Origin of the sequence: Streptomyces sp. SID5785, assembly GCF_009870065.1 — a bacterium.
In the GTDB taxonomy this organism is placed as follows: Bacteria; Actinomycetota; Actinomycetes; order Streptomycetales; family Streptomycetaceae; genus Streptomyces.
The window spans coordinates 1-20015 of sequence record NZ_WWIA01000760.1; the positions used below are offsets into that span (position 1 = coordinate 1).

The 20015-nt window shown below is 66.9% G+C and carries 34 protein-coding genes; 3 read left to right on the forward strand and 31 right to left on the reverse strand.

Annotated features, from left to right (window positions below; all coding sequences use genetic code 11):
- A partial coding sequence (locus tag GTW43_RS24810; RefSeq protein ID WP_161304249.1) for a hypothetical protein occupies positions 1–658 on the forward strand: 658 nt, incomplete at its 5' end.
- A 22-nt stretch (positions 659–680) separates the two neighbouring features.
- Here the strand turns inward: GTW43_RS24810 and truA are convergent.
- The 31 genes from truA to rpsJ all read right to left on the reverse strand — a co-directional run bounded on the left by truA (position 681) and on the right by rpsJ (position 18103).
- Positions 681–1538 carry a tRNA pseudouridine(38-40) synthase TruA gene (gene truA, locus GTW43_RS24815; RefSeq protein ID WP_161301002.1) on the reverse strand — a complete coding sequence of 286 codons (858 nt, stop codon included), beginning with the start codon at positions 1536–1538 and terminating at the stop codon, positions 681–683.
- Positions 1539–1675: 137 nt separating this feature from the next.
- Entirely contained in the window at positions 1676–2170 is a 495-nt protein-coding gene (gene rplQ, locus GTW43_RS24820; RefSeq protein ID WP_161304250.1) for a 50S ribosomal protein L17, read from the reverse strand.
- An 82-nt stretch (positions 2171–2252) separates the two neighbouring features.
- The gene (locus GTW43_RS24825; RefSeq protein ID WP_003966937.1) at positions 2253–3275 is read right to left on the reverse strand and encodes a DNA-directed RNA polymerase subunit alpha; all 1023 of its coding nucleotides are present in this window, start codon (positions 3273–3275) and stop codon (positions 2253–2255) included.
- A gap of 120 nt (positions 3276–3395) precedes the next feature.
- Positions 3396–3800 (reverse strand): 30S ribosomal protein S11, encoded by a 405-nt coding sequence (gene rpsK, locus GTW43_RS24830; RefSeq protein WP_003948617.1) that lies wholly within the window; start codon positions 3798–3800, stop codon positions 3396–3398.
- Positions 3801–3864: 64 nt separating this feature from the next.
- Positions 3865–4245 carry a 30S ribosomal protein S13 gene (gene rpsM / locus GTW43_RS24835; RefSeq protein WP_161304251.1) on the reverse strand — a complete coding sequence of 127 codons (381 nt, stop codon included), beginning with the start codon at positions 4243–4245 and terminating at the stop codon, positions 3865–3867.
- Positions 4246–4461: 216 nt separating this feature from the next.
- Complete coding sequence (rpmJ, locus tag GTW43_RS24840; RefSeq protein WP_003974245.1) at positions 4462–4575, reverse strand: 50S ribosomal protein L36; 114 nt, start codon at positions 4573–4575, stop codon at positions 4462–4464.
- Positions 4576–4634: 59 nt separating this feature from the next.
- Positions 4635–4856, reverse strand: coding sequence for a translation initiation factor IF-1 (gene infA, locus GTW43_RS24845; RefSeq protein WP_003948620.1), 222 nt, complete (start codon positions 4854–4856; stop codon positions 4635–4637).
- 186 nt (positions 4857–5042) lie between these two features.
- Positions 5043–5879, reverse strand: a complete 837-nt coding sequence (map, locus tag GTW43_RS24850; protein ID WP_161304252.1) for a type I methionyl aminopeptidase — start codon at positions 5877–5879, stop codon at positions 5043–5045.
- A 123-nt stretch (positions 5880–6002) separates the two neighbouring features.
- On the reverse strand, positions 6003–6650 hold the full coding sequence (locus GTW43_RS24855) for an adenylate kinase (protein ID WP_161304253.1): 648 nt from the start codon (positions 6648–6650) through the stop codon (positions 6003–6005).
- The gene (gene secY / locus GTW43_RS24860) at positions 6650–7963 is read right to left on the reverse strand and encodes a preprotein translocase subunit SecY (protein WP_161304254.1); all 1314 of its coding nucleotides are present in this window, start codon (positions 7961–7963) and stop codon (positions 6650–6652) included. Before secY ends, GTW43_RS24855 begins: the two co-directional genes overlap by 1 nt.
- 235 nt (positions 7964–8198) lie before the next feature.
- Positions 8199–8654, reverse strand: a complete 456-nt coding sequence (gene rplO, locus GTW43_RS24865; protein ID WP_111663854.1) for a 50S ribosomal protein L15 — start codon at positions 8652–8654, stop codon at positions 8199–8201.
- Between the two features lie 2 nt (positions 8655–8656).
- Entirely contained in the window at positions 8657–8836 is a 180-nt protein-coding gene (gene rpmD / locus GTW43_RS24870) for a 50S ribosomal protein L30 (RefSeq protein ID WP_052580766.1), read from the reverse strand.
- Positions 8836–9444 carry a 30S ribosomal protein S5 gene (gene rpsE / locus GTW43_RS24875; RefSeq protein ID WP_161304255.1) on the reverse strand — a complete coding sequence of 203 codons (609 nt, stop codon included), beginning with the start codon at positions 9442–9444 and terminating at the stop codon, positions 8836–8838. The genes rpmD and rpsE overlap by 1 nt, the downstream gene beginning before the upstream one ends.
- Positions 9445–9507: 63 nt before the next feature.
- Entirely contained in the window at positions 9508–9891 is a 384-nt protein-coding gene (gene rplR / locus GTW43_RS24880) for a 50S ribosomal protein L18 (RefSeq protein ID WP_018528362.1), read from the reverse strand.
- Positions 9892–9894: 3 nt separating this feature from the next.
- Positions 9895–10434: a 50S ribosomal protein L6 gene (gene rplF / locus GTW43_RS24885; protein ID WP_161304256.1), complete on the reverse strand. Its 540-nt coding sequence runs from the start codon at positions 10432–10434 to the stop codon at positions 9895–9897.
- Between the two features lie 25 nt (positions 10435–10459).
- The gene (rpsH, locus tag GTW43_RS24890) at positions 10460–10858 is read right to left on the reverse strand and encodes a 30S ribosomal protein S8 (protein WP_028812365.1); all 399 of its coding nucleotides are present in this window, start codon (positions 10856–10858) and stop codon (positions 10460–10462) included.
- A 237-nt stretch (positions 10859–11095) separates the two neighbouring features.
- Positions 11096–11281 (reverse strand): type Z 30S ribosomal protein S14, encoded by a 186-nt coding sequence (locus GTW43_RS24900; protein WP_003956452.1) that lies wholly within the window; start codon positions 11279–11281, stop codon positions 11096–11098.
- Positions 11282–11286: 5 nt separating this feature from the next.
- Positions 11287–11844 carry a 50S ribosomal protein L5 gene (gene rplE, locus GTW43_RS24905; RefSeq protein ID WP_161304257.1) on the reverse strand — a complete coding sequence of 186 codons (558 nt, stop codon included), beginning with the start codon at positions 11842–11844 and terminating at the stop codon, positions 11287–11289.
- On the reverse strand, positions 11844–12167 hold the full coding sequence (gene rplX, locus GTW43_RS24910; protein ID WP_018543913.1) for a 50S ribosomal protein L24: 324 nt from the start codon (positions 12165–12167) through the stop codon (positions 11844–11846). Before rplX ends, rplE begins: the two co-directional genes overlap by 1 nt.
- A gap of 2 nt (positions 12168–12169) precedes the next feature.
- A complete protein-coding gene (gene rplN, locus GTW43_RS24915; RefSeq protein WP_003998823.1) occupies positions 12170–12538 on the reverse strand; it encodes a 50S ribosomal protein L14 in 369 nt (122 codons plus the stop codon).
- Positions 12539–12724: 186 nt separating this feature from the next.
- On the reverse strand, positions 12725–13009 hold the full coding sequence (gene rpsQ, locus GTW43_RS24920) for a 30S ribosomal protein S17 (protein WP_111663851.1): 285 nt from the start codon (positions 13007–13009) through the stop codon (positions 12725–12727).
- Complete coding sequence (gene rpmC / locus GTW43_RS24925) at positions 13009–13233, reverse strand: 50S ribosomal protein L29 (protein WP_018564811.1); 225 nt, start codon at positions 13231–13233, stop codon at positions 13009–13011. Before rpmC ends, rpsQ begins: the two co-directional genes overlap by 1 nt.
- Entirely contained in the window at positions 13233–13652 is a 420-nt protein-coding gene (gene rplP, locus GTW43_RS24930) for a 50S ribosomal protein L16 (RefSeq protein WP_055553500.1), read from the reverse strand. The genes rpmC and rplP overlap by 1 nt, the downstream gene beginning before the upstream one ends.
- Positions 13653–13657: 5 nt before the next feature.
- Positions 13658–14494 carry a 30S ribosomal protein S3 gene (gene rpsC, locus GTW43_RS24935; protein WP_161304258.1) on the reverse strand — a complete coding sequence of 279 codons (837 nt, stop codon included), beginning with the start codon at positions 14492–14494 and terminating at the stop codon, positions 13658–13660.
- Positions 14494–14841, reverse strand: a complete 348-nt coding sequence (gene rplV, locus GTW43_RS24940; protein ID WP_009997296.1) for a 50S ribosomal protein L22 — start codon at positions 14839–14841, stop codon at positions 14494–14496. Before rplV ends, rpsC begins: the two co-directional genes overlap by 1 nt.
- A 41-nt stretch (positions 14842–14882) precedes the next feature.
- The gene (rpsS, locus tag GTW43_RS24945; RefSeq protein WP_030782571.1) at positions 14883–15164 is read right to left on the reverse strand and encodes a 30S ribosomal protein S19; all 282 of its coding nucleotides are present in this window, start codon (positions 15162–15164) and stop codon (positions 14883–14885) included.
- 12 nt (positions 15165–15176) lie between these two features.
- The gene (gene rplB / locus GTW43_RS24950) at positions 15177–16013 is read right to left on the reverse strand and encodes a 50S ribosomal protein L2 (protein ID WP_161304259.1); all 837 of its coding nucleotides are present in this window, start codon (positions 16011–16013) and stop codon (positions 15177–15179) included.
- 39 nt (positions 16014–16052) lie between these two features.
- Positions 16053–16472, reverse strand: coding sequence for a 50S ribosomal protein L23 (gene rplW / locus GTW43_RS24955; protein ID WP_161304260.1), 420 nt, complete (start codon positions 16470–16472; stop codon positions 16053–16055).
- Complete coding sequence (gene rplD / locus GTW43_RS24960; RefSeq protein WP_161304261.1) at positions 16472–17125, reverse strand: 50S ribosomal protein L4; 654 nt, start codon at positions 17123–17125, stop codon at positions 16472–16474. The genes rplW and rplD overlap by 1 nt, the downstream gene beginning before the upstream one ends.
- Positions 17126–17133: 8 nt before the next feature.
- Positions 17134–17778: a 50S ribosomal protein L3 gene (gene rplC, locus GTW43_RS24965; RefSeq protein ID WP_111663844.1), complete on the reverse strand. Its 645-nt coding sequence runs from the start codon at positions 17776–17778 to the stop codon at positions 17134–17136.
- 16 nt (positions 17779–17794) lie between these two features.
- Positions 17795–18103 carry a 30S ribosomal protein S10 gene (gene rpsJ / locus GTW43_RS24970; RefSeq protein WP_003948644.1) on the reverse strand — a complete coding sequence of 103 codons (309 nt, stop codon included), beginning with the start codon at positions 18101–18103 and terminating at the stop codon, positions 17795–17797.
- 588 nt (positions 18104–18691) lie between these two features.
- On the opposite strand from rpsJ, the gene GTW43_RS24975 reads away from it, so the two are divergent.
- Complete coding sequence (locus tag GTW43_RS24975) at positions 18692–19282, forward strand: hypothetical protein (protein WP_237536802.1); 591 nt, start codon at positions 18692–18694, stop codon at positions 19280–19282.
- Positions 19279–19944: a hypothetical protein gene (locus GTW43_RS24980; protein WP_161304262.1), complete on the forward strand. Its 666-nt coding sequence runs from the start codon at positions 19279–19281 to the stop codon at positions 19942–19944. The genes GTW43_RS24975 and GTW43_RS24980 overlap by 4 nt, the downstream gene beginning before the upstream one ends.
- Positions 19945–20015 lie beyond the last annotated feature (71 nt).

Genomic DNA, 20015 nt, shown 5'->3' on the forward strand with positions numbered 1-20015 from the left:
ATCTGAGGCGGCCGGCAAGCCGGCCGACCAGCTGCCCAGCACCGCCGACATCCCGAGCGAGGGAAGGACGCCGGGCCCGTCCTTCGAGGCGACGACCCCGCCGCCGCCGCTCGACCCGAACGACTTCATCGACAGCGCCGCCAAGGACAAGGCGCCGCTGAACGAGGACACCCTCTTCCCCGGCGCCTCCGTGACGACCGGAGGCGCCGTCTACAAGAAGGGCGCCTCGACCCACACGGCGAAGTGCTCCTCGGCGGCGCAGGGCGCCCTGACGGGCGTACTGAAGAACAACGGCTGCACGCAGATGATCCGCGCCACCTACACCAAGGGCGACTCCGCGGTGACCGTCGGCGTGGCCGTCTTCGACACCAAGGCGAAGGCCGCCAAGGCCGCCGCCGAGTACAAGCTGAAGGGCGCCGTGGTCTCGCTGCCCGGCTCCGGCGTGCCCACGTTCTGCCGCACCACGGTCTGCCGCCAGACCTCCAACTCGGTCGGCCGCTACGTCTACTTCACCAACGGCGGTCTCACGAACGGCAAGGACGCCACCAAGCAGGACAAGACCCTGTTCACCCTCGGCGACGACCTGCGCGCCTACACGTTCCAGCAGATCCAGCGGCGCGGCCAGACCCAGGCCTCGGCCGCGGCCACCGCCGGCTGACAGCAGCCGTCATGACGGGGCATCAGCAGCAGCCGGCGCCCGGCAGGGTCCGCTTGTTGCGCGCCTCCTTGCTGCGCGCGGCGAGCAACGCGTCGGCCGGGTAACCGACTTCCTCCAGCGTCAGACCGTGCGGCCGCACCACGTGCACGGCCGAGTCGCGCACCCCGGCGGCGAGCACCTTGCCCGGCCAGTCGCTCGGCCGGTGCCCGTCGCCGACGAACAGCAGCGCGCCGATCAGCGAGCGCACCATGTTGTGGCAGAACGCGTCGGCCTTCACGGTCGCGGTGACGATGCCGTCGTCGCCGCGCACGAGGCTCAGCTCCTGGAGCGTGCGGATCGTCGTCGCGCCCTCACGCTTCTTGCAGTACGCCGCGAAGTCGTGCTCCCCGAGCAGTCGGCCGGCCGCCTCGTTCATCGCGTCGACGTCCAACGGCCAGTCGTGCCACAGGACATGACCCCGCAACAGCGGGTCGACACCGCCCGGGTGGTCGGTCACGCGGTAGGCGTAGCGCCGCCACACGGCGGAGAAGCGCGCGTTGAACCCGCTGGGCGCCTCGGCCACCCGCCAGACCCGCACATCGTGCGGCAGCCGCCCGGCCAGCCGGCGCAGCAGCCGCTCGCGGTGCTCCGCCCACAGTTCGCCGGGCAGGTCCACATGGGCCACCTGTCCGCGTGCGTGCACCCCGGCGTCCGTGCGCCCGGCCACCGTCAGCTGGTAGGTCTCGGCCGACCGCGTCACCGTCCGCAGCGCGCTCTCGATCTCGCCCTGCACCGTCCTGGTCTCCTGCCGGAGCTGCTTGGCCCACCCGGAGAAGTCCTTGCCGTCGTACGACAGATCGAGCCGCACCCGCACGAACCCGTCCGCTACCTCGTCACTCACCCGTGCATCCTCTCAACAACGCGAAGCGGGCCCGTCCCGGTGAAGGAACGGACCCGCTCGACACACCCCGAAGGGGCGCGGGGAACTGCGCGATCAGCCACGGCGAAGCCGCAGCGCCCACAGCACCCGGTGGACGACTAGGCGTCCTTGGACTCCTCGGCGGCAGCCGGCGTGGCGTCCTCGACGACCTCGGCGGCCGGAGCGGCAGCCTCGGCGTCCTTGGCGGCACGCTTGGTGGCGGCCTCGGCCTCACCGGTGGCCTGCTGCGCGACCGTCAGGGCCTCGACCAGCTCGATGACAGCCATGGGCGCGTTGTCGCCACGGCGGTTACCGATCTTGGTGATGCGGGTGTAGCCACCCGGACGGTTCTCGTAGCGCGGGGCGATCTCGGTGAAGAGCGTGTGGACGACGCTCTTGTCCGTGATGACCTGGAGCACCTGACGGCGGTTGTGAAGGTCGCCCTTCTTCGCCTTGGTGACCAGACGCTCCGCGTACGGACGCAGACGACGGGCCTTCGCCTCGGTCGTCGTGATCTTGCCGTGCTCGAAGAGGTTCTTCGCGAGGTTCGCGAGGAGGAGCTTCTCGTGCGCAGCGCTGCCGCCCAGACGGGCGCCCTTGGCGGGCTTCGGCATGGTGTTTCTCCTTGGTGTCTGCCCCGGCCGTATCAGGTACCGGGGTCAGGGCCCCGCAGACGGATGCCTGCGGGCAGTCACATCAGTACTGCTCGGTCTCCACGAAACCGGCGTCCGCGTCGTCGTCGGCGCCGAAGGCGTCGGCGGCGGCGGTCGGGTCGAAGCCGGGAGGCGAGTCCTTCAGGGCGAGGCCCATACCGGCCAGCTTCGCCTTGACCTCGTCGATCGACTTCGCACCGAAGTTGCGGATGTCGAGCAGGTCCGCCTCGGAGCGGGCGACGAGCTCACCCACGGAGTGGATGCCCTCGCGCTTGAGGCAGTTGTACGACCGGACGGTGAGCTCGAGCTCCTCGATCGGCAGCGCCAGATCGGCGGCGAGCGCGGCGTCCGTCGGGGACGGACCCATGTCGATGCCCTCGGCGTCGATGTTCAGCTCGCGGGCGAGACCGAACAGCTCGACCAGGGTCTTGCCGGCGGACGCCATGGCGTCACGCGGGCGCATGGCCTGCTTGGTCTCGACGTCGACGATCAGCTTGTCGAAGTCGGTGCGCTGCTCGACACGCGTGGCCTCGACCTTGTACGTGACCTTGAGGACCGGCGAGTAGATCGAGTCGACCGGGATGCGCCCGATCTCCTGACCCACCTGCTTGTTCTGCACGGCGGAGACGTAGCCGCGACCGCGCTCGACGGTCAGCTCCATCTCCAGCTTGCCCTTGCCGTTGAGCGTGGCGAGGACGAGGTCGGGGTTGTGGACCTCGACACCGGCCGGGGGCGCGATGTCGGCGGCGGTGACCAGACCCGGGCCCTGCTTGCGCAGGTACATCACGACGGGCTCGTCGTGCTCGGACGACACGACGAGCTGCTTGATGTTGAGGATCAGGTCGGTGACGTCCTCCTTGACGCCCGGCACGGTGGTGAACTCGTGCAGGACACCGTCGATGCGGATGCTGGTGACAGCAGCGCCGGGGATCGACGAGAGGAGGGTGCGGCGGAGGGAGTTGCCGAGGGTGTATCCGAAGCCCGGCTCCAGCGGCTCGATCACGAACCGGGAGCGGAACTCGTCGACGACCTCTTCGGTCAACGAGGGACGCTGAGCAATCAGCATTCTGCGATTCCTTCAGTCATGGGCACCCACTATTTGATGCCCGACTAGTACTTCAAGGGTACGGGCGGCACGGCCCGAAAGAGCCGTACCGCCCGAAATCCTCAGGTCAAGCGACGCGCGTCAGACGCGGCGGCGCTTGGGGGGACGGCAGCCGTTGTGCGGGGTGGGCGTGACGTCCTGGATCGAACCGACCTCGAGGCCGGTGGCCTGGAGGGAGCGGATCGCGGTCTCACGGCCGGAGCCGGGACCCTTGACGAACACGTCGACCTTGCGCATGCCGTGCTCCTGCGCACGACGGGCAGCCGACTCGGCGGCCATCTGCGCGGCGAACGGCGTCGACTTGCGCGAGCCCTTGAAGCCCACGTGGCCGGCGGAGGCCCACGAGATCACGTTGCCGGTCGGGTCCGTGATGGACACGATCGTGTTGTTGAACGTGCTCTTGATGTGCGCGTGGCCGTGAGCGACGTTCTTCTTTTCCTTGCGGCGCACCTTCTTGGCAGCGCCCTGACGTCCCTTGGGGGGCATGTCGTTCTCCTACGGGAGGTGGTCGGTCCTACAGCGAAGACCGCTGAAAAGCGTCCGCTGAGGACTACTTCTTGCCCGGCTTCTTCTTACCGGCGATGGCGCGACGCGGGCCCTTGCGGGTGCGGGCGTTCGTGCTGGTGCGCTGACCGCGGACCGGCAGACCACGACGGTGGCGCAGACCCTGGTAGCAGCCGATCTCGACCTTGCGGCGGATGTCGGCCTGGATCTCGCGACGGAGGTCACCCTCGGTCTGGTAGTTCTGGTCCACGTACTCGCGGATCTTGACGAGGTCTTCCTCGCTCAGGTCGCGAACACGGACGTTGCGGTCCACACCGGTGGCGTCCAGCGTCTGCTGGGCGCGCGTACGCCCGATGCCGAACACGTAGGTGAGGGCAACCTCGACGCGCTTGTCGCGCGGGAGGTCAACACCTTCAAGGCGTGCCATTCAAGGCTCCTGTTGATACTCGGAGGTCTGTAACAGAACCACTCCCAGCCGCCGTCCTCTTTGTCATCAAAGATTTGGTACGCGCTGGGTCCCCGGCCTCCGACCGAGGGTGTCGCCACGACGAGACGGGGCTCGTCGCCGGCGGGTTCTGCATGTGTACTCAATGTGCTGCGTCGCGCGAGATCTACGAACGAACTGCAGTGAACGGGTCTGGCGTCAGCCCTGGCGCTGCTTGTGGCGCGGGTTGTCGCAGATCACCATGACCCGGCCGTGACGGCGGATCACCCTGCACTTGTCGCAGATCTTCTTGACGCTCGGCTTGACCTTCATGGGTGAGGTTCTCCGGGTCAGTTGCCGGCGGCCCGCAGAGTGCGGGACTCGGGCAAGATCTACTTGTACCGGTAGACGATCCGGCCACGCGTCAGGTCGTACGGAGACAGCTCCACCACGACCCGGTCGTCAGGGAGGATACGGATGTAGTGCATACGCATCTTGCCGCTGATGTGTGCCAGGACCTGGTGGCCGTTCTGGAGCTCGACCTTGAACATGGCGTTCGGAAGAGACTCGACGACAGTGCCCTCGATCTCGATGGCACCTTGCTTCTTGGCCACGCTTCGCCCTTCGAATCGACTACCTTGATCGACTCTGCGCTGCGGGGTCCCGACCGGGGTCCGGACATGCGCATACACGAGAGCCGACGAGTCAGTCTACGTCAGTACCCCCGGAAAGACGAATCCAGGGATTCTGCCCTGTCGCGGAGATCCCTAAGCCTGGGGTCCCCGTCCGCGGGCGCCGGGTCAGCCCAGCGGGTCCGGCGCCGCCGTCACGCCCAGCTCGGCCAGCTTCGCCCTGCCGCCGTCCGGCGACGTCAGTACGAGCGGCCCCTCCTCCGTCAGCGCGACGGAGTGCTCCCAGTGCGAGGACCACGTGCCGTCCGTCGTGATGACGGTCCAGTCGTCCTGGAGGACCTCGGTCTTCGGGGTTCCGAGCGAGACCATGGGCTCGATGGCCAGGCAGAACCCGGGCACGAGCTTCGGGCCCTTCCCGCGGCGCCGCTCGACGTAGTTCAGCAGATGCGGGTCCATGTGCATCTCGGTGCCGATGCCGTGGCCGCCGTAGTCCTCGACGATGCCGTACTTGCCGCCGCCGGGCTTGGGCTGGCGGCGGATGTAGGTCTCGACGGCCCGCGAGATGTCGACCAGCCGGTTCCCGGCCTTCATGGCGGCGATGCCGGCCCACATCGACCCCTCGGTCACGCGGGACAGCTCGATCAGCTCCGGAGCGTGACCGGAGCCCACGAACGCCGTGTACGCCGCGTCCCCGTGCCAGCCGTCGACGATCGCACCGCAGTCGATCGAGATGATGTCCCCGTCCTCGAGGACGACGTCCTCGCTCGGGATGCCGTGCACGACGACCTCGTTCTTCGACGTGCAGATCGTCGCGGGGAAGCCGCCGTACCCGAGGAAGTTCGACTTCGCACCGTGCTCGGCGAGCACCTTGCGGGCGACCTCATCGAGGTCCCGCGTCGTGGCACCCGGCACCGCCGCCTCACGGGTCGCGGCATGGATCGCCGCCACGACCAGCCCCGCCTCCCGCATCGTGCGAATCTGCTCGGGGGTCTTGATCTGCACCATGAGGGGCCTGCGCTCTCCGTCATTCCGGGTAAGGGGGAAACGTACCTGTCAACACTAAGGCCGCGGCCCCCGTGACGGGGAACCGCGGCCTGAGCGAAGCGATGATGCGCCGGAGCGGACCGGTCAGCGGCCGAGGGCCTCCATGGCCCGCGCCGTCACCTCTTCCACCTTGCCGAGCGCGGAGATCGTCTTCACGAGCCCCTGCTCCCGGTAGTAGCCGATGATCGGCTCGGTCTGCGTGTGGTAGACCTCGAGCCGCTTGCGCACGGTCTCTTCCTTGTCGTCGTCACGCTGGTACAGCTCGCCGCCGCAGGTGTCGCAGACACCGTCGGCCTTCGGCTGCTTGTACTCGACGTGGAAGACGTGCGCCGAGTCGTTCCGGCAGATGCGGCGGCCGGCGATGCGCTTGACCACCTCGTCCTCGGGGACCTCCAGGTCCAGCACCGCGTCCAGCTTCACGTCGTCCGTCTTGAGGGCGACGTCGAGCGCCTCGGCCTGCGAGACGTTGCGGGGGAAGCCGTCGAGCAGGAAGCCGTTCACGGCGTCCGGCTGCTCCATGCGGTCCTTGGCCATCCCGATGGTGACCTCGTCCGGGACCAGCTGACCGGCGTCCATGTAGGACTTGGCCTTCTTGCCCAGCTCCGTGCCCTGGCTGATGTTGGCACGGAAGAGGTCGCCCGTGGAGATGTGCGGGATCGACAGGTTCTTGGCAAGGAACGCGGCCTGCGTTCCCTTGCCGGCACCAGGCGGCCCGACGAGGACGATTCGCATCAGCGGAGGAACCCTTCGTAATTGCGCTGCTGGAGCTGGCTCTCGATCTGCTTCACCGTCTCCAGACCGACACCCACGATGATCAGGATGCTGGTGCCGCCGAACGGGAAGTTCTGGTTTGCCCCGAAACCAACCAACGCCATCGTCGGTACAAGAGCGATCAGACCCAAGTACAGCGAGCCCGGCCAGGTGATCCGATTGAGCACGTACGAGAGATACTCAGCGGTCGGTCGGCCAGCCCGGATGCCCGGGATGAAGCCACCATACTTCTTCATGTTGTCCGCGACTTCCTCGGGGTTGAACGAGATCGCCACGTAGAAGAACGCGAAGAAGACGATCAGGAGGAAGTACGTAACGATGTAGATCGGGTGATTTCCCTTGGTCAGGTGGTCGTCGATCCAGACCTTCCACGACGAGTCACCACCCGCGAACTGGGCGACCAGGGCCGGGATGTAGAGCAGCGACGAGGCGAAGATGACAGGGATCACACCCGCCTGGTTCACCTTCAACGGGATGTACGTGGACGTACCGCCGTAGGAACGGCGCCCGATCATGCGCTTCGCGTACTGCACCGGAATGCGGCGCTGGGCCTGCTCGACGAAGACGACCAGGCCGACCATGACCAGGCCGACGAGGATGACGGTGCCGAACTCGATCCAGCCGTCGGCCAGCGAGCCCTGCTGCTTGATGGCCCACAGGGCGGACGGGAAGGTGGCGGCGATCGAGATGAACATCAGGATCGACATGCCGTTGCCGATGCCGCGGTCGGTGATGAGCTCGCCGAGCCACATCATCACGCAGGTGCCGGCGGTCATCGTGATGACCATCGTGATCGTGATGAAGATCGACTGGTCGGGCACGATCTGGCTGGCGACCGGGCAGCCCTGGAAGAGCGCGCCCGTCCGGGCCGTGGCCACGAGGCCGGTGCCCTGGAGGATGGCGAGCGCCACCGTCAGATAACGGGTGTACTGGGTGATCTTCGCCGTACCCGCCTGGCCCTCCTTCTTGAGGGCTTCCAGGCGCGGGATCACGACGGTGAGCAGCTGCAGAATGATGCTCGCGGTGATGTACGGCATGATGCCCAGCGCGAAGACCGTGATCTGCAACAGCGCGCCACCGCTGAACATGTTGACCAGACCGAAGAGCCCGGTGTTGGAGCTCGCCTGGTCCATACACGTCTGGACGTTCGAGTAATCGACGCCGGGGATCGGGATATGCGCGCCGAGCCGGTAGATCACGACGATGCCGAGCGTGAAGAGCAGCTTCTTGCGCAGGTCGGGCGTCTTGAACGCCCGGGCGAACGCGGTGAGCACGGTGCCTCCTGCGACCCCCGCGCGCGTGCGTCAGAGGTGACGGTCTTGAGGATTCGACGAATACGTAACGGCCGAGAACCTGGTTTGGTGCCGGGGGCACGCAAGTCCCAGAAAAACAGCAGCGGGGGTCACCTTACCGGCGTACCCACCCCCCTAGGAACGACCAACCGGGGATACCCCATTTGTGGGGTATCCCCGGTCGGGATCGCTCATGTCATCGAGACGGCGTCTGGGTTCAGACGAGCTCGGTGACCGTACCGCCGGCGGCGGTGATCTTCTCCTTGGCGGAGCCGGAGACGGCGTCGACCGTCACCTGCAGCGCCACGGTGATCTCGCCCTGGCCGAGGACCTTGACGAGGCTGTTCTTGCGGACAGCGCCCTTCTCCACCAGACCCTCGACGGTGACTTCGCCACCCTCGGGGTACAGCGAGGCGAGCTTGTCCAGGTTCACGACCTGGAACTCGACCTTGAAGGGGTTCTTGAAGCCCTTCAGCTTCGGGAGACGCATGTGGAGGGGCATCTGCCCACCCTCGAAGCGCTCCGGAACCTGGTAACGGGCCTTCGTGCCCTTGGTACCACGACCGGCCGTCTTACCCTTCGACGCCTCACCACGACCGACACGGGTCTTGGCGGTCTTGGCGCCGGGGGCCGGACGGAGGTTGTGGATCTTCAGCGGGTTGTTCTCCGCCATGATCAGACCTCCTCAACCGTCACGAGGTGGCGGACGGTGTGCACCATTCCGCGGAACTCGGGGCGGTCCTCCTTGACGACCTGCGTGTTGATCCCCTTGAGACCGAGGGAACGCAGGGTGTCACGGTGGTTCTGCTTGCTGCCGATGTACGACTTCACCTGCGTGATCTTGAGCTGTGCCATTACGCAGCACCAGCCCCGGCACGCGCGCGCAGCAGAGCCGCGGGAGCGACGTCCTCGAGGGGCAGACCACGGCGAGCCGCGATCTCCTCGGGACGCTGCAGGCCCTTGAGGGCCTCCACGGTCGCGTGCACGATGTTGATCGCGTTCGACGAACCGAGCGACTTCGACAGGATGTCGTGCACGCCCGCGCACTCGAGCACGGCACGCACCGGGCCACCGGCGATCACGCCGGTACCGGGGGAAGCCGGCTTGAGCAGGACGACGCCCGCAGCCTTCTCGCCCGTGATCGGGTGCGGGATGGTGCCCTGGATACGGGGGACCTTGAAGAAGTGCTTCTTGGCCTCCTCCACACCCTTGGCGATGGCGGCCGGCACCTCCTTGGCCTTGCCGTAACCGACACCCACGGTGCCGTCACCATCGCCCACCACGACGAGCGCAGTGAAGCTGAAGCGACGACCACCCTTCACAACCTTGGCGACGCGGTTGATCGCGACAACGCGCTCAACGTACGCGGTCTTCTCGGCGGCGGCGTTGCCACCGTCGCGACCCTTCCGGTCCCGCCGCTCGCCGCCACCGGCACCGCCACCGCGGCGCTGGGGTCCAGCCATTGGAATTACCTCTCTCTGTTTCCGCTAGCTACGCAGCGACATCAGTCGCTGCGCGACGGGGGCTCAGAACTTGAGCCCGGCTTCGCGGGCGGCGTCCGCCAGGGCAGCGATGCGCCCGGCGTACTGGTTACCACCACGGTCGAACACGACGGCCTCGACACCGGCGGCCTTGGCGCGCTCGGCGACCAGGGCGCCGACCGACTTGGCCTGCGCGGACTTGTCGCCCTCGCCACCGCGGATCGAGGTGTCCAGGGTCGACGCCGACGCGAGGGTGTGACCCTTAACGTCGTCGATGACCTGGGCCACGATGTTGCGGTTCGAGCGCGTCACGACCAGGCGCGGACGCTCGGCCGTACCCGAGATGTGCTTGCGGATACGGATGTGGCGGCGCTTGATAGCCGCACGCTTGTAAGCGTCGCCCTTAGCGATCTTCTGACCGTATGCCATGGCTTACTTACCCGCCTTTCCGACCTTGCGGCGGATGACTTCGCCTTCGTACTTGACGCCCTTGGCCTTGTACGGGTCGGGCTTGCGCAGCTTGCGGATGTTCGCCGCAACCTCGCCGACCTTCTGCTTGTCGATGCCCTCGACCGAGAAGTGGGTCGGGTTCTCCACCTTGAAGGTGATGCCCTCGGGGGCCTCGACCAGGATCGGGTGGCTGTAGCCGAGAGAGAACTCCAGGTTGGAGCCCTTCGCGACGACGCGGTAACCGACACCGCTGATCTCGAGCTTCTTCACGTAACCCGTGGTCACGCCGGTGATCATGTTCGCCACCAGCGTGCGGGACAGGCCGTGCAGGGCCTTGTTCTGACGCTCGTCGTTCGGGCGGGTGACGCTGAGCACGCCGTCCTCACCCTTGGCGATCTCGATCGGCGCAGCAACGGTGTGGGTCAGGGTGCCCTTGGAACCCTTGACCGTCACCGCCTGGCCGTCGATGGTGACGTCCACGCCGGCGGGAACCGTGATGGGGAGCTTGCCAATACGCGACATAGCTGTTTCCTCCTGTTCCCTTCCGCTACCAGACGTAGGCGAGGACTTCCCCACCCACGCCCTTCTTGCCTGCCTGCTGGCCGGTCAGGAGACCGTGCGACGTGGAGATGATCGCCACGCCCAGGCCGCCGAGGACCTTCGGCAGGTTGGTGGACTTCGCGTAAACGCGCAGGCCCGGCTTGGAGATCCGCTTGATGCCGGCGATCGAACGCTCACGGTTCGGGCCGAACTTCAGCTCCAGGACGAGGGACTTGCCGACCTCGGCGTCCTCGACCTTCCAGCCGGTGATGAAACCCTCCTGCTGGAGGATCTCGGCGATGTGCGACTTGATCTTGCTGTGCGGCATAGCCACGGTGTCGTGGTACGCCGAGTTCGCGTTACGCAGACGCGTCAGCATGTCTGCGATCGGATCAGTCATGGTCATGAATTGGCCTTCGGCCTCTCTCGCCGGGGTTTCCTGTATGCGCCATCCCTCTCCCCACACAGGGGCGGGACGGGTGCGGCGCGGGGACCTACGGCGTAGTAAGCATTCATTTGCGGACAGAGTCCGCAGGCGGTCAGGGCGGCAGAGACGCCCAACCCTCCTAGCCTAAGCCATGAGGGGCAGGGCCTCTGCCGACCCTTTGCTTACCGAGAGACTCCGGTCATCCCAACTAGGGGATTACCAGGAGCTCTTGGTCACGCCCGGCAGCTCGCCACGGTGAGCCATCTCACGAAGGCACACGCGGCAGAGGCCGAACTTGCGGTACACGGAGTGCGGGCGGCCACAACGCTGGCAGCGGGTGTAGGCACGCACACCGAACTTGGGCTTACGAGCAGCCTTGGCAATCAGAGCCTTCTTCGCCATCTCGCTTACGCCTCCTTGAAGGGGAAGCCGAGGTGACGAAGGAGCGCACGGCCCTCAGCGTCGTTGGTCGCCGTGGTGACCACGGTGATGTCCATACCCCGGACGCGGTCGATCTTGTCCTGGTCGATCTCGTGGAACATGACCTGCTCGGTGAGACCGAAGGTGTAGTTGCCACGGCCGTCGAACTGCTTGGGGGACAGACCACGGAAGTCGCGGATGCGCGGGAGCGCGAGCGACAGGGTGCGGTCCAGGAACTCCCACATGCGGTCGCCACGGAGCGTGACGTGGGCACCGATCGGCTGGCCCTCACGCAGCTTGAACTGCGCGATGGACTTGCGGGCCTTGGTGATGGCCGGCTTCTGACCCGTGATGGTGGTCAGGTCGCGGACAGCACCGTCCATGAGCTTGGAGTCACGCGCAGCGTCACCCACACCCATGTTGACCACGATCTTGACCAGACCGGGGATCTGCATGACGTTCTCGTACGAGAACTCCTCCTGCAGCTTGCCCTTGATCTCGTCGCGGTACTTCTGCTTCAGACGCGGGTTGGTGGTGGTCGTCATCAGATGTCCTCACCCGTCCGCTTGGCAACGCGGATCTTGTTGCCCTCGTCGTCGAAGCGGTAGCCGACACGCGTGACGACCTTGTTGCCGTCCTTCTCAACGACCAGCTGGACGTTGGAGACGTGGATCGGCGCCTCGGTGGTCACGATGCCGCCGGCCTGCGAGCCGGAGGCCGTGGGACCGGCCTTGGTGTGCTTCTTGACCCGGTTGACACCCTCGACCAGGACACGCTCGTCGCGCGGGTAAGCGGCAATGACCTTGCCCTGCTTGCCCTTGTCCTTACCGGTGATGACCTGGACCAGGTCGCCCTTCTTGATCTTCATGCTTACAGCACCTCCGGCGCGAGCGAGATGATCTTCATGAACTTCTTCTCGCGCAGCTCACGGCCCACCGGGCCGAAGATACGGGTGCCACGAGGGTCGCCGTCGTTCTTCAGAATGACGGCGGCGTTCTCGTCGAAGCGGATGTACGAGCCGTCCGGACGGCGGCGCTCCTTGACGGTGCGAACGATGACGGCCTTGACGACGTCACCCTTCTTCACGTTGCCACCGGGGATCGCGTCCTTGACGGTGGCGACGATGACGTCACCGATGCCCGCGTAGCGGCGACCCGAGCCACCGAGAACACGGATGCAAAGGATCTCCTTGGCACCAGTGTTGTCGGCGACGCGAAGTCGCGACTCCTGCTGGATCACGTCTATCTCCTGATCGTCTGCCGGTTCCCGGCGGGGGTTCGCGTACGAACCCCCACCGAGCCTGGCGGAACTGTCCTGCGGTGCCCCTACTTGGTGAGGGCCGCAGGAATTACTTAACGGTCCTGGGGGAAGACCCGCGCCCCGTGGACGGGGCGAGGGGCAGCGGGAGCGAGTGCTCCCGCTTGATTACTTCGCCTTCTCCAGGATCTCGACGACGCGCCAGCGCTTCGTCGCGGACAGCGGACGCGTCTCCATGAGGAGGACGCGGTCGCCGACGCCCGCGGCGTTCTGCTCGTCGTGCGCCTTGAGCTTGTTCGTACGGCGGATGACCTTGCCGTACAGCGCGTGCTTGACGCGGTCCTCGACAGCGACGACGACGGTCTTGTCCATCTTGTCGCTGACAACAAGGCCCTCACGGGTCTTGCGGAAGCCGCGGGCGGCAGTCTCTTCAGTCACAGTCTTCTCGCTCATCAGGCGTTCTCCACCGTCTCGATGCCCAGCTCGCGCTCACGCATGAGGGTGTAGATCCGCGCGATGTCCTTGCGGACGGCCTTGAGCCGGCCGTGGTTCTCGAGCTGACCGGTCGCCGCCTGGAAGCGGAGGTTGAACAGCTCTTCCTTGGCCTCGCGGAGCTTGCCCAGAAGCTCCTCGTTGCCCAGCTCGCGCAGCTCGGACGCCTTGGTCCCGGCCGACATCACGCCTCACCTGCTTCGCGCTTAACGATCTTGCACTTCATCGGCAGCTTGTGGGCCGCACGAGTCAGGGCTTCACGCGCGATCTTCTCGTTGGGGTACGACAGCTCGAACATGACGCGTCCGGGCTTGACGTTGGCGATCCACCACTCCGGCGAACCCTTACCGGAACCCATGCGGGTCTCCGCAGGCTTCTTGGTGAGGGGACGGTCCGGGTAGATGTTGATCCAGACCTTGCCACCACGCTTGATGTGACGCGTCATGGCGATACGAGCGGCCTCGATCTGACGGTTCGTCACGTACGCCGGGGTGAGCGCCTGGATGCCGTACTCGCCGAACGCAACCTGCGTGCCACCCTTGGACATACCGCTGCGCTTCGGGTGGTGCTGCTTGCGGTGCTTGACCCTACGGGGGATCAGCATTTCGGTCAGGCCTCCGTTCCGGTGCTCTCAGCAGCGGGAGCGGCGGCGGGAGCGTCGGCCTTGGGGGCCTCGGCAGCCGGCGCGGACTGCTGCTGCGGCTTGCGGCCGCGACCGCCACGCTCGCCACCGCGGCCACCACGGGCCGGGCGGTCGTTGCCACCACGGGCCGGGCGGTTGCCGGCGCGGGCAGCGGCGTTCTCGGCGCGGACCTCGGCGATGTTCTTGACGTCGCCCTTGTAGATCCAGACCTTCACACCGATGCGGCCGAAGGTCGTCTTGGCCTCGAAGAAGCCGTAGTCCACGTTGGCGCGGAGCGTGTGCAGGGGCACACGGCCCTCGCGGTAGAACTCCGAACGGGACATCTCGGCGCCGCCGAGACGACCGCCACACTGGATCTTGATGCCCTTGGCGCCCGCCTTCATCGCCGACTGCATGCTCTTGCGCATGGCACGACGGAAGGAGACGCGGGAGGACAGCTGCTCCGCGACGGCCTGGGCCACGAGCTGAGCGTCCGTCTCGGGGTTCTTGACCTCGAGGATGTTCAGCTGGACCTGCTTGCCCGTGAGCTTCTCGAGGTCACCGCGGATGCGGTCGGCCTCGGCGCCACGGCGGCCGATGACGATGCCGGGACGAGCGGTGTGGATGTCCACACGCACGCGGTCACGGGTGCGCTCGATCTCCACCTTCGAGATGCCGGCGCGCTCCATGCCGGACGTCATCATCCGACGGATGGCGACGTCTTCCTTGACGTAGTCCTTGTACAGCTTGTCGGCGTACCAACGCGACTTGAAGTCGGTCGTGACACCGAGCCGGAACCCGTGCGGGTTTACCTTCTGGCCCATTACCGGGTTCCTTCCTTGCTGCTGACGACCACGGTGATGTGGCTGGTCCGCTTACGGATCCGGTAGGCACGGCCCTGAGCACGCGGACGGAACCGCTTCAGGGTCGGGCCCTCATCCACGTACGCCTCGCTGATGACCAGCGTGGAGGCGTCGGTGTGGTCGTAGTTGTGCGCGGCGTTGGCAATGGCGCTGTCCAGCACCTTGCCGACCGGCACGCTCGCGGCCTGCGGGGCGAAACGCAGGACCGCCTGAGCCTCCGTGGCGTCCATGCCACGGATGAGGTCCACCACGCGGCGGGCCTTCATGGGCGTGACGCGGATGTACCGCGCCTGGGCCCTGGCTTCCATGGTTGTCCCTTCAATGTTCGTCATAGTCGTTCACACCCCGCTTAGCGGCGCTTCGACTTGCGGTCGTCCTTGACGTGGCCGCGGAAGGTGCGGGTCGGCGAAAACTCACCGAGCTTGTGGCCGACCATCGACTCGGTGACGAACACCGGGATGTGGGTCTTGCCGTTGTGCACCGCGATCGTGTGCCCCAGCATGCTGGGGATGATCATCGAGCGCCGGGACCAGGTCTTGATGACGTTCTTGGTGCCTGCTTCGTTCTGGGCGTCCACCTTCTTCACGAGGTGGTCGTCGACGAAGGGCCCCTTCTTGAGACTGCGCGGCATCTAAACCCGCTCCTAGCGCTTCTTGTTCGACTTGCGGCGGCGGACGATGTACTTGTTGCTCGCCTTGTTGCGATCACGAGTACGACCCTCCTTCTTGCCCCACGGCGAGACCGGGTGACGACCACCGGAGGTCTTGCCTTCACCACCACCGTGCGGGTGGTCGACCGGGTTCATGACGACACCACGCACGGTCGGGCGGACGCCCTTCCAGCGCATGCGGCCGGCCTTGCCCCAGTTGATGTTGCTCTGCTCGGCGTTACCGACCTCGCCGACGGTGGCGCGGCAGCGCACGTCGACCAGGCGGATCTCACCGGAGGGCATGCGGAGGTGGGCCATCGAGCCCTCCTTCGCGAGCAGCTGCACGGAGGCACCCGCGGAGCGGGCGAACTTGGCGCCACCACCGGGACGGAGCTCGATCGCGTGGATCGTGGTACCGACCGGGATGTTGCGGAGCGCCAGGTTGTTGCCGGGCTTGATGTCGGCCGCCGGGCCGTTCTCGACCACGGCACCCTGGGCGAGCCCACGGGGGGCCAGGATGTAGCGCTTCTCGCCGTCCGCGTAGTGCAGGAGAGCGATACGCGCGGTGCGGTTGGGGTCGTACTCGATGTGAGCGACCTTCGCCGGCACGCCGTCCTTGTCGTGACGACGGAAGTCGATCACGCGGTAAGCGCGCTTGTGGCCGCCACCCTGGTGGCGGACGGTCACGCGACCGGAGTTGTTACGGCCGCCCTTGCTGTGCAGGGGGCGGACCAGCGACTTCTCCGGCGTGGACCGCGTGACCTCGACGAAGTCGGCAACGCTGGAGCCACGACGGCCCGGCGTAGTCGGCTTGTACTTGCGGATTCCCATTTCTCAGTCCTCGTCCGATATTCGGACCAGGGCGCTCCGTTAGGAGGCCTGGCCGAAGATGTCGATACGGTCGCCCTCAACGAGGGTCACGATCGCGCGCTTGGTGTTCGCACGCTGGCCGAAGCCGGTGCGGGTCCGCTTGCGCTTGCCCTGACGGTTGATCGTGTTGACCCCGGAGACCTTGACCGAGAAGACCGCCTCGACGGCCTGCTTGATCTGGGTCTTGTTGGCACGCGGGTCGACGATGAACGTGTACTTGTTCTCGTCGAGCAGGGCGTACGACTTCTCCGAGACGACCGGACGAACGAGAACGTCACGGGGGTCCGTGTAGCTCTTGCTCAGCGGCGTGGGCTCGACAGCGATCTTGCCCTCGGTGGCGATGCGCTTCGCCTTGGCGACGCGCGCGGCCTTGGCGGCCTTGGCGGCCTTCGAGGCGATGCTCGGGTGACGCGTAGCCATCAGGCCTCGCTCCCTTCGGTGTCAGCGGCCTTGGGGCCAGACACGAAGGACTCGAAAGCGGCCTGGGTGAAGACCACGTCGTCCGAGACGAGAACGTCGTACGTGTTCAGCTGGCCCGGCTCCAGGATGTGGACCTGGGGCAGGTTGCGGGCGGAGAGCCACGCGGCCTCGTCGGCGCGCTCGGCGACCAGGAGCAGGTTCTTGCGCTCCGAGATCTTGCCGAACAGCGTCTTCGCGGCCTTCGTGGAGACCTCGCCCTCGATCACGCCGGAGACGACGTGGATGCGAGCGTTGCGGGCCCGGTCGGTGAGGGCGTGACGCAGGGCGGCAGCCTTCATCTTCTTCGGGGTCCGCTGCGAGTAGTCACGCGGCACGGGACCGTGCACGACGCCACCACCGGCGAACTGCGGGGCGCGGGTCGAACCCTGACGGGCGCGGCCGGTGCCCTTCTGGCGGTACGGCTTCTTGCCGCCACCACGGACTTCGCCACGGGTCTTGGTCTTGTGCGTGCCCTGGCGGGCAGCGGCCAGCTGCGCGACGACGACCTGGTGAAGCAGCGGAACGCTGACCTTCTCGACGTCGAAGATCTCCGCGGGGAGCTCGACCGTCCCGGTCTTGTCGCCTGCCGGCGAAAGGATGTCAACAGTGCTCATCGGTTACCTCAGGCCCCCTTGGCCGCGGTGCGGACCAGGACGAGGCCGCCGTTCGGACCGGGAACCGCGCCCTTGATGAGCAGCAGACCCTTCTCCGCGTCAACGGCGTGGACGGTCAGGTTCTGGGTGGTGACCCGCTCGTTGCCCATACGGCCCGCCATGCGGAGGCCCTTGAACACACGGCCGGGGGTGGCGCAGCCACCGATCGAGCCCGGCTTGCGGTGCACGCGGTGGGCACCGTGAGATGCCTTGCCGCCGGCGAAGTTGTGACGCTTCATGACACCGGCGAAGCCCTTGCCCTTGCTCTTGCCGGTCACGTCCACCTTGATGCCGGACTCGAAGGTCTCAGCGGTGATCTCCTGGCCGAGGGTGTACTCGGAAGCGTCCGAGGTACGGATCTCGACGAGGTGACGACGGGGGGTGACGTCGGCCTTGGCGAAGTGGCCCTTGAGGGGCTTGTTCACCTTGCGCGGGTCGATCTCGCCGAACGCGATCTGGACGGACTCGTAGCCGTCCACGTCGTTCGTGCGGACCTGGGTCACGACGTTGGGGCCGGCCTTGACGACGGTGACCGGAACAACACGGTTGTTCTCGTCCCACACCTGCGTCATGCCGAGCTTCTCGCCCAGGATGCCCTTGATCTGCTTAGCCATTATCGATCACCAGCCCTTAGAGCTTGATCTCGATGTCGACACCGGCCGGAAGGTCGAGTCGCATCAGAGAGTCAACGGTCTTGGGGGTGGGGTCGAGAATGTCGATCAGGCGCTTGTGCGTGCGCATCTCGAAGTGCTCGCGCGAGTCCTTGTACTTGTGCGGCGACTTGATGACGCAGTACACGTTCTTCTCGGTAGGCAGCGGCACCGGGCCCGCGACCGACGCACCAGTACGCGTCACCGTCTCGACGATCTTCTTCGCCGAGGAGTCGATGACCTCGTGGTCGTAGGCCTTGAGCCGGATGCGGATCTTCTGTCCCGCCATGGCTACTTAGTAGTCCTGTCTCTCGAAACGCTCTGGCTCCTGGGGGCCCTGTTTCACACTTCCTCCGACCCACGCGGTCGGGCGTGTCGCGGTGTCGCTGACAGAAATATCCGTACGGATTTCCCTGCTACAGGAACCGCGGCCCAGGGCCGCATGTGCTGGGGGAAGAAACCCACCAGGCGCCTGGTGGAGCCCCGCGCTGAGCTTCCCGGAAGATTCCCGTACGTCCGCCCCAGCGCTGCCGCAAGCGACAGATGGGGCGACGAGTACTGTGGGACTCGCTTCCGGTCCTCCCGGCGGGAGGCGCGCAGCATCGGCACTCAACCGAGCAACCCCGCTAGTCTGCCATACGGGGCATGCCGGGTGCCAATCGAGCGGAAGAGCGTACCCCCTGTGTGACCGAGGTCAAACCGGCACCGGGGCGGGTCCCGGGACGACCGGACGCGAAGCGGGCAAGACGGACGGGTCGGCGGGTGGGTCTGGATCCGGCCACGGCCGGTTGTGATGATGGACCGCATGTCTGAGCACGGGGGCCCGGCGGAGGAACCGCCTCACACGCCACGATCACGTCTCGCGGACTACGCGGAGATGACAGCGACGCCTGACCCGCCCGGCGCGGAACCGCCGCCGGGGGCGAGAGCCGCCGCGGAACAGGCGGACCCGGGCCCGGCCGCCGCGGAGGCCGCCACCGAGGGGCCCGGCGCCCTGGAGCCCGGTGCCGACGAGTCCGGTGCCGACGGGGCCGCGCCTGGGATCGAGGACCCGGAGGTCGCCGAGCGGCGGCAGGCCTTCGCGGAGCTGCTGGGCGAGTTCCGTCGGACGGCGGTCCTGGTACCACTCGGCGACGAGCCCGTCCCGGACGAGGAGCGCGGCCTGCTCACCGCCGACTTCAACGGCATCCGCTTCATCCTGGCGTTCTCCGACGAACAGGCCCTGGCCCGCTACGCCCAGGCCCGCGGCGAGTACACCCGCGAATGGACGTACCGCACGATCCTGGGCGCCCGCCTCCTCGACGTGGCGGTCCCCGCGGCAGGCGTGCCCTGCGGCGTCGCACTGGACTGCGCCGACGGACCCGACGGCATGGTCTTCCCGCCGGTCATGGGCATCGTCCCCGACGAAGCCGCCGTCGACCGCGACACCGAAGCCGACACGGACACGGACGAGGGGGCAGCGCGATGAGCGGCGGTGGCGGTGGCGGTAAGGATCTGAAGGCCGATGGTCTGGCGCTGGTCGCGAAGGGACTGACCGAGGCGCTGGCCGAGCTGAAGGAACTCGGCATGGTCGGCGAGGCCGGCGCCGGGCGCGGCTTCGGGGATGTCGCCCTGTCGGGCCTGGAACTGGGCCACGAGGGCCTCACCGACGAGTTCAAGTCGTTCTGCGAGCGCTGGGAATGGGGCGTGCGGTCCCTGGTCAACGAGGGCAACTCGTTCGCCGTCAAGACCGGCCTGTCGGCAGGCACGTACTACGAGACCGAGCAGTACGTCGAGGGCAGCCTCAAGGTCGTGACCAACGCCGCGATCGGCAACCCGTACGCCTCCGAGGACGAGGTCACCCAGCAGGGCTGGGGCGACATCGCCACCTCCGGCGTCCTGTCCGGCCCGGACTACAGCAAGGAGTCCTTCGACCAGGCCCTCGCCAACAGCGAGCAGGGCTGGAAGGACGCCGGACGCGACGTGATGACCTCCCGCACCATGGGCCCCATGGGCCTCAACCCCCAGAACCTGCACGGCGCGGCCGGCATGTCGGACGCCGAGTACGACCAGTGGCTCGACTCCACCTTCGGCCCCTCCCCCGAAGCCCGGGCCGAAGCCGCCGCACAGCAGCAGAACGGGGGCGAGTGAGCATGGGGTTCCTCGGCGACCTCAAGGACGGCGTCAACGACGGCCTCGGCAAACTCGAGGACGGCATCGAC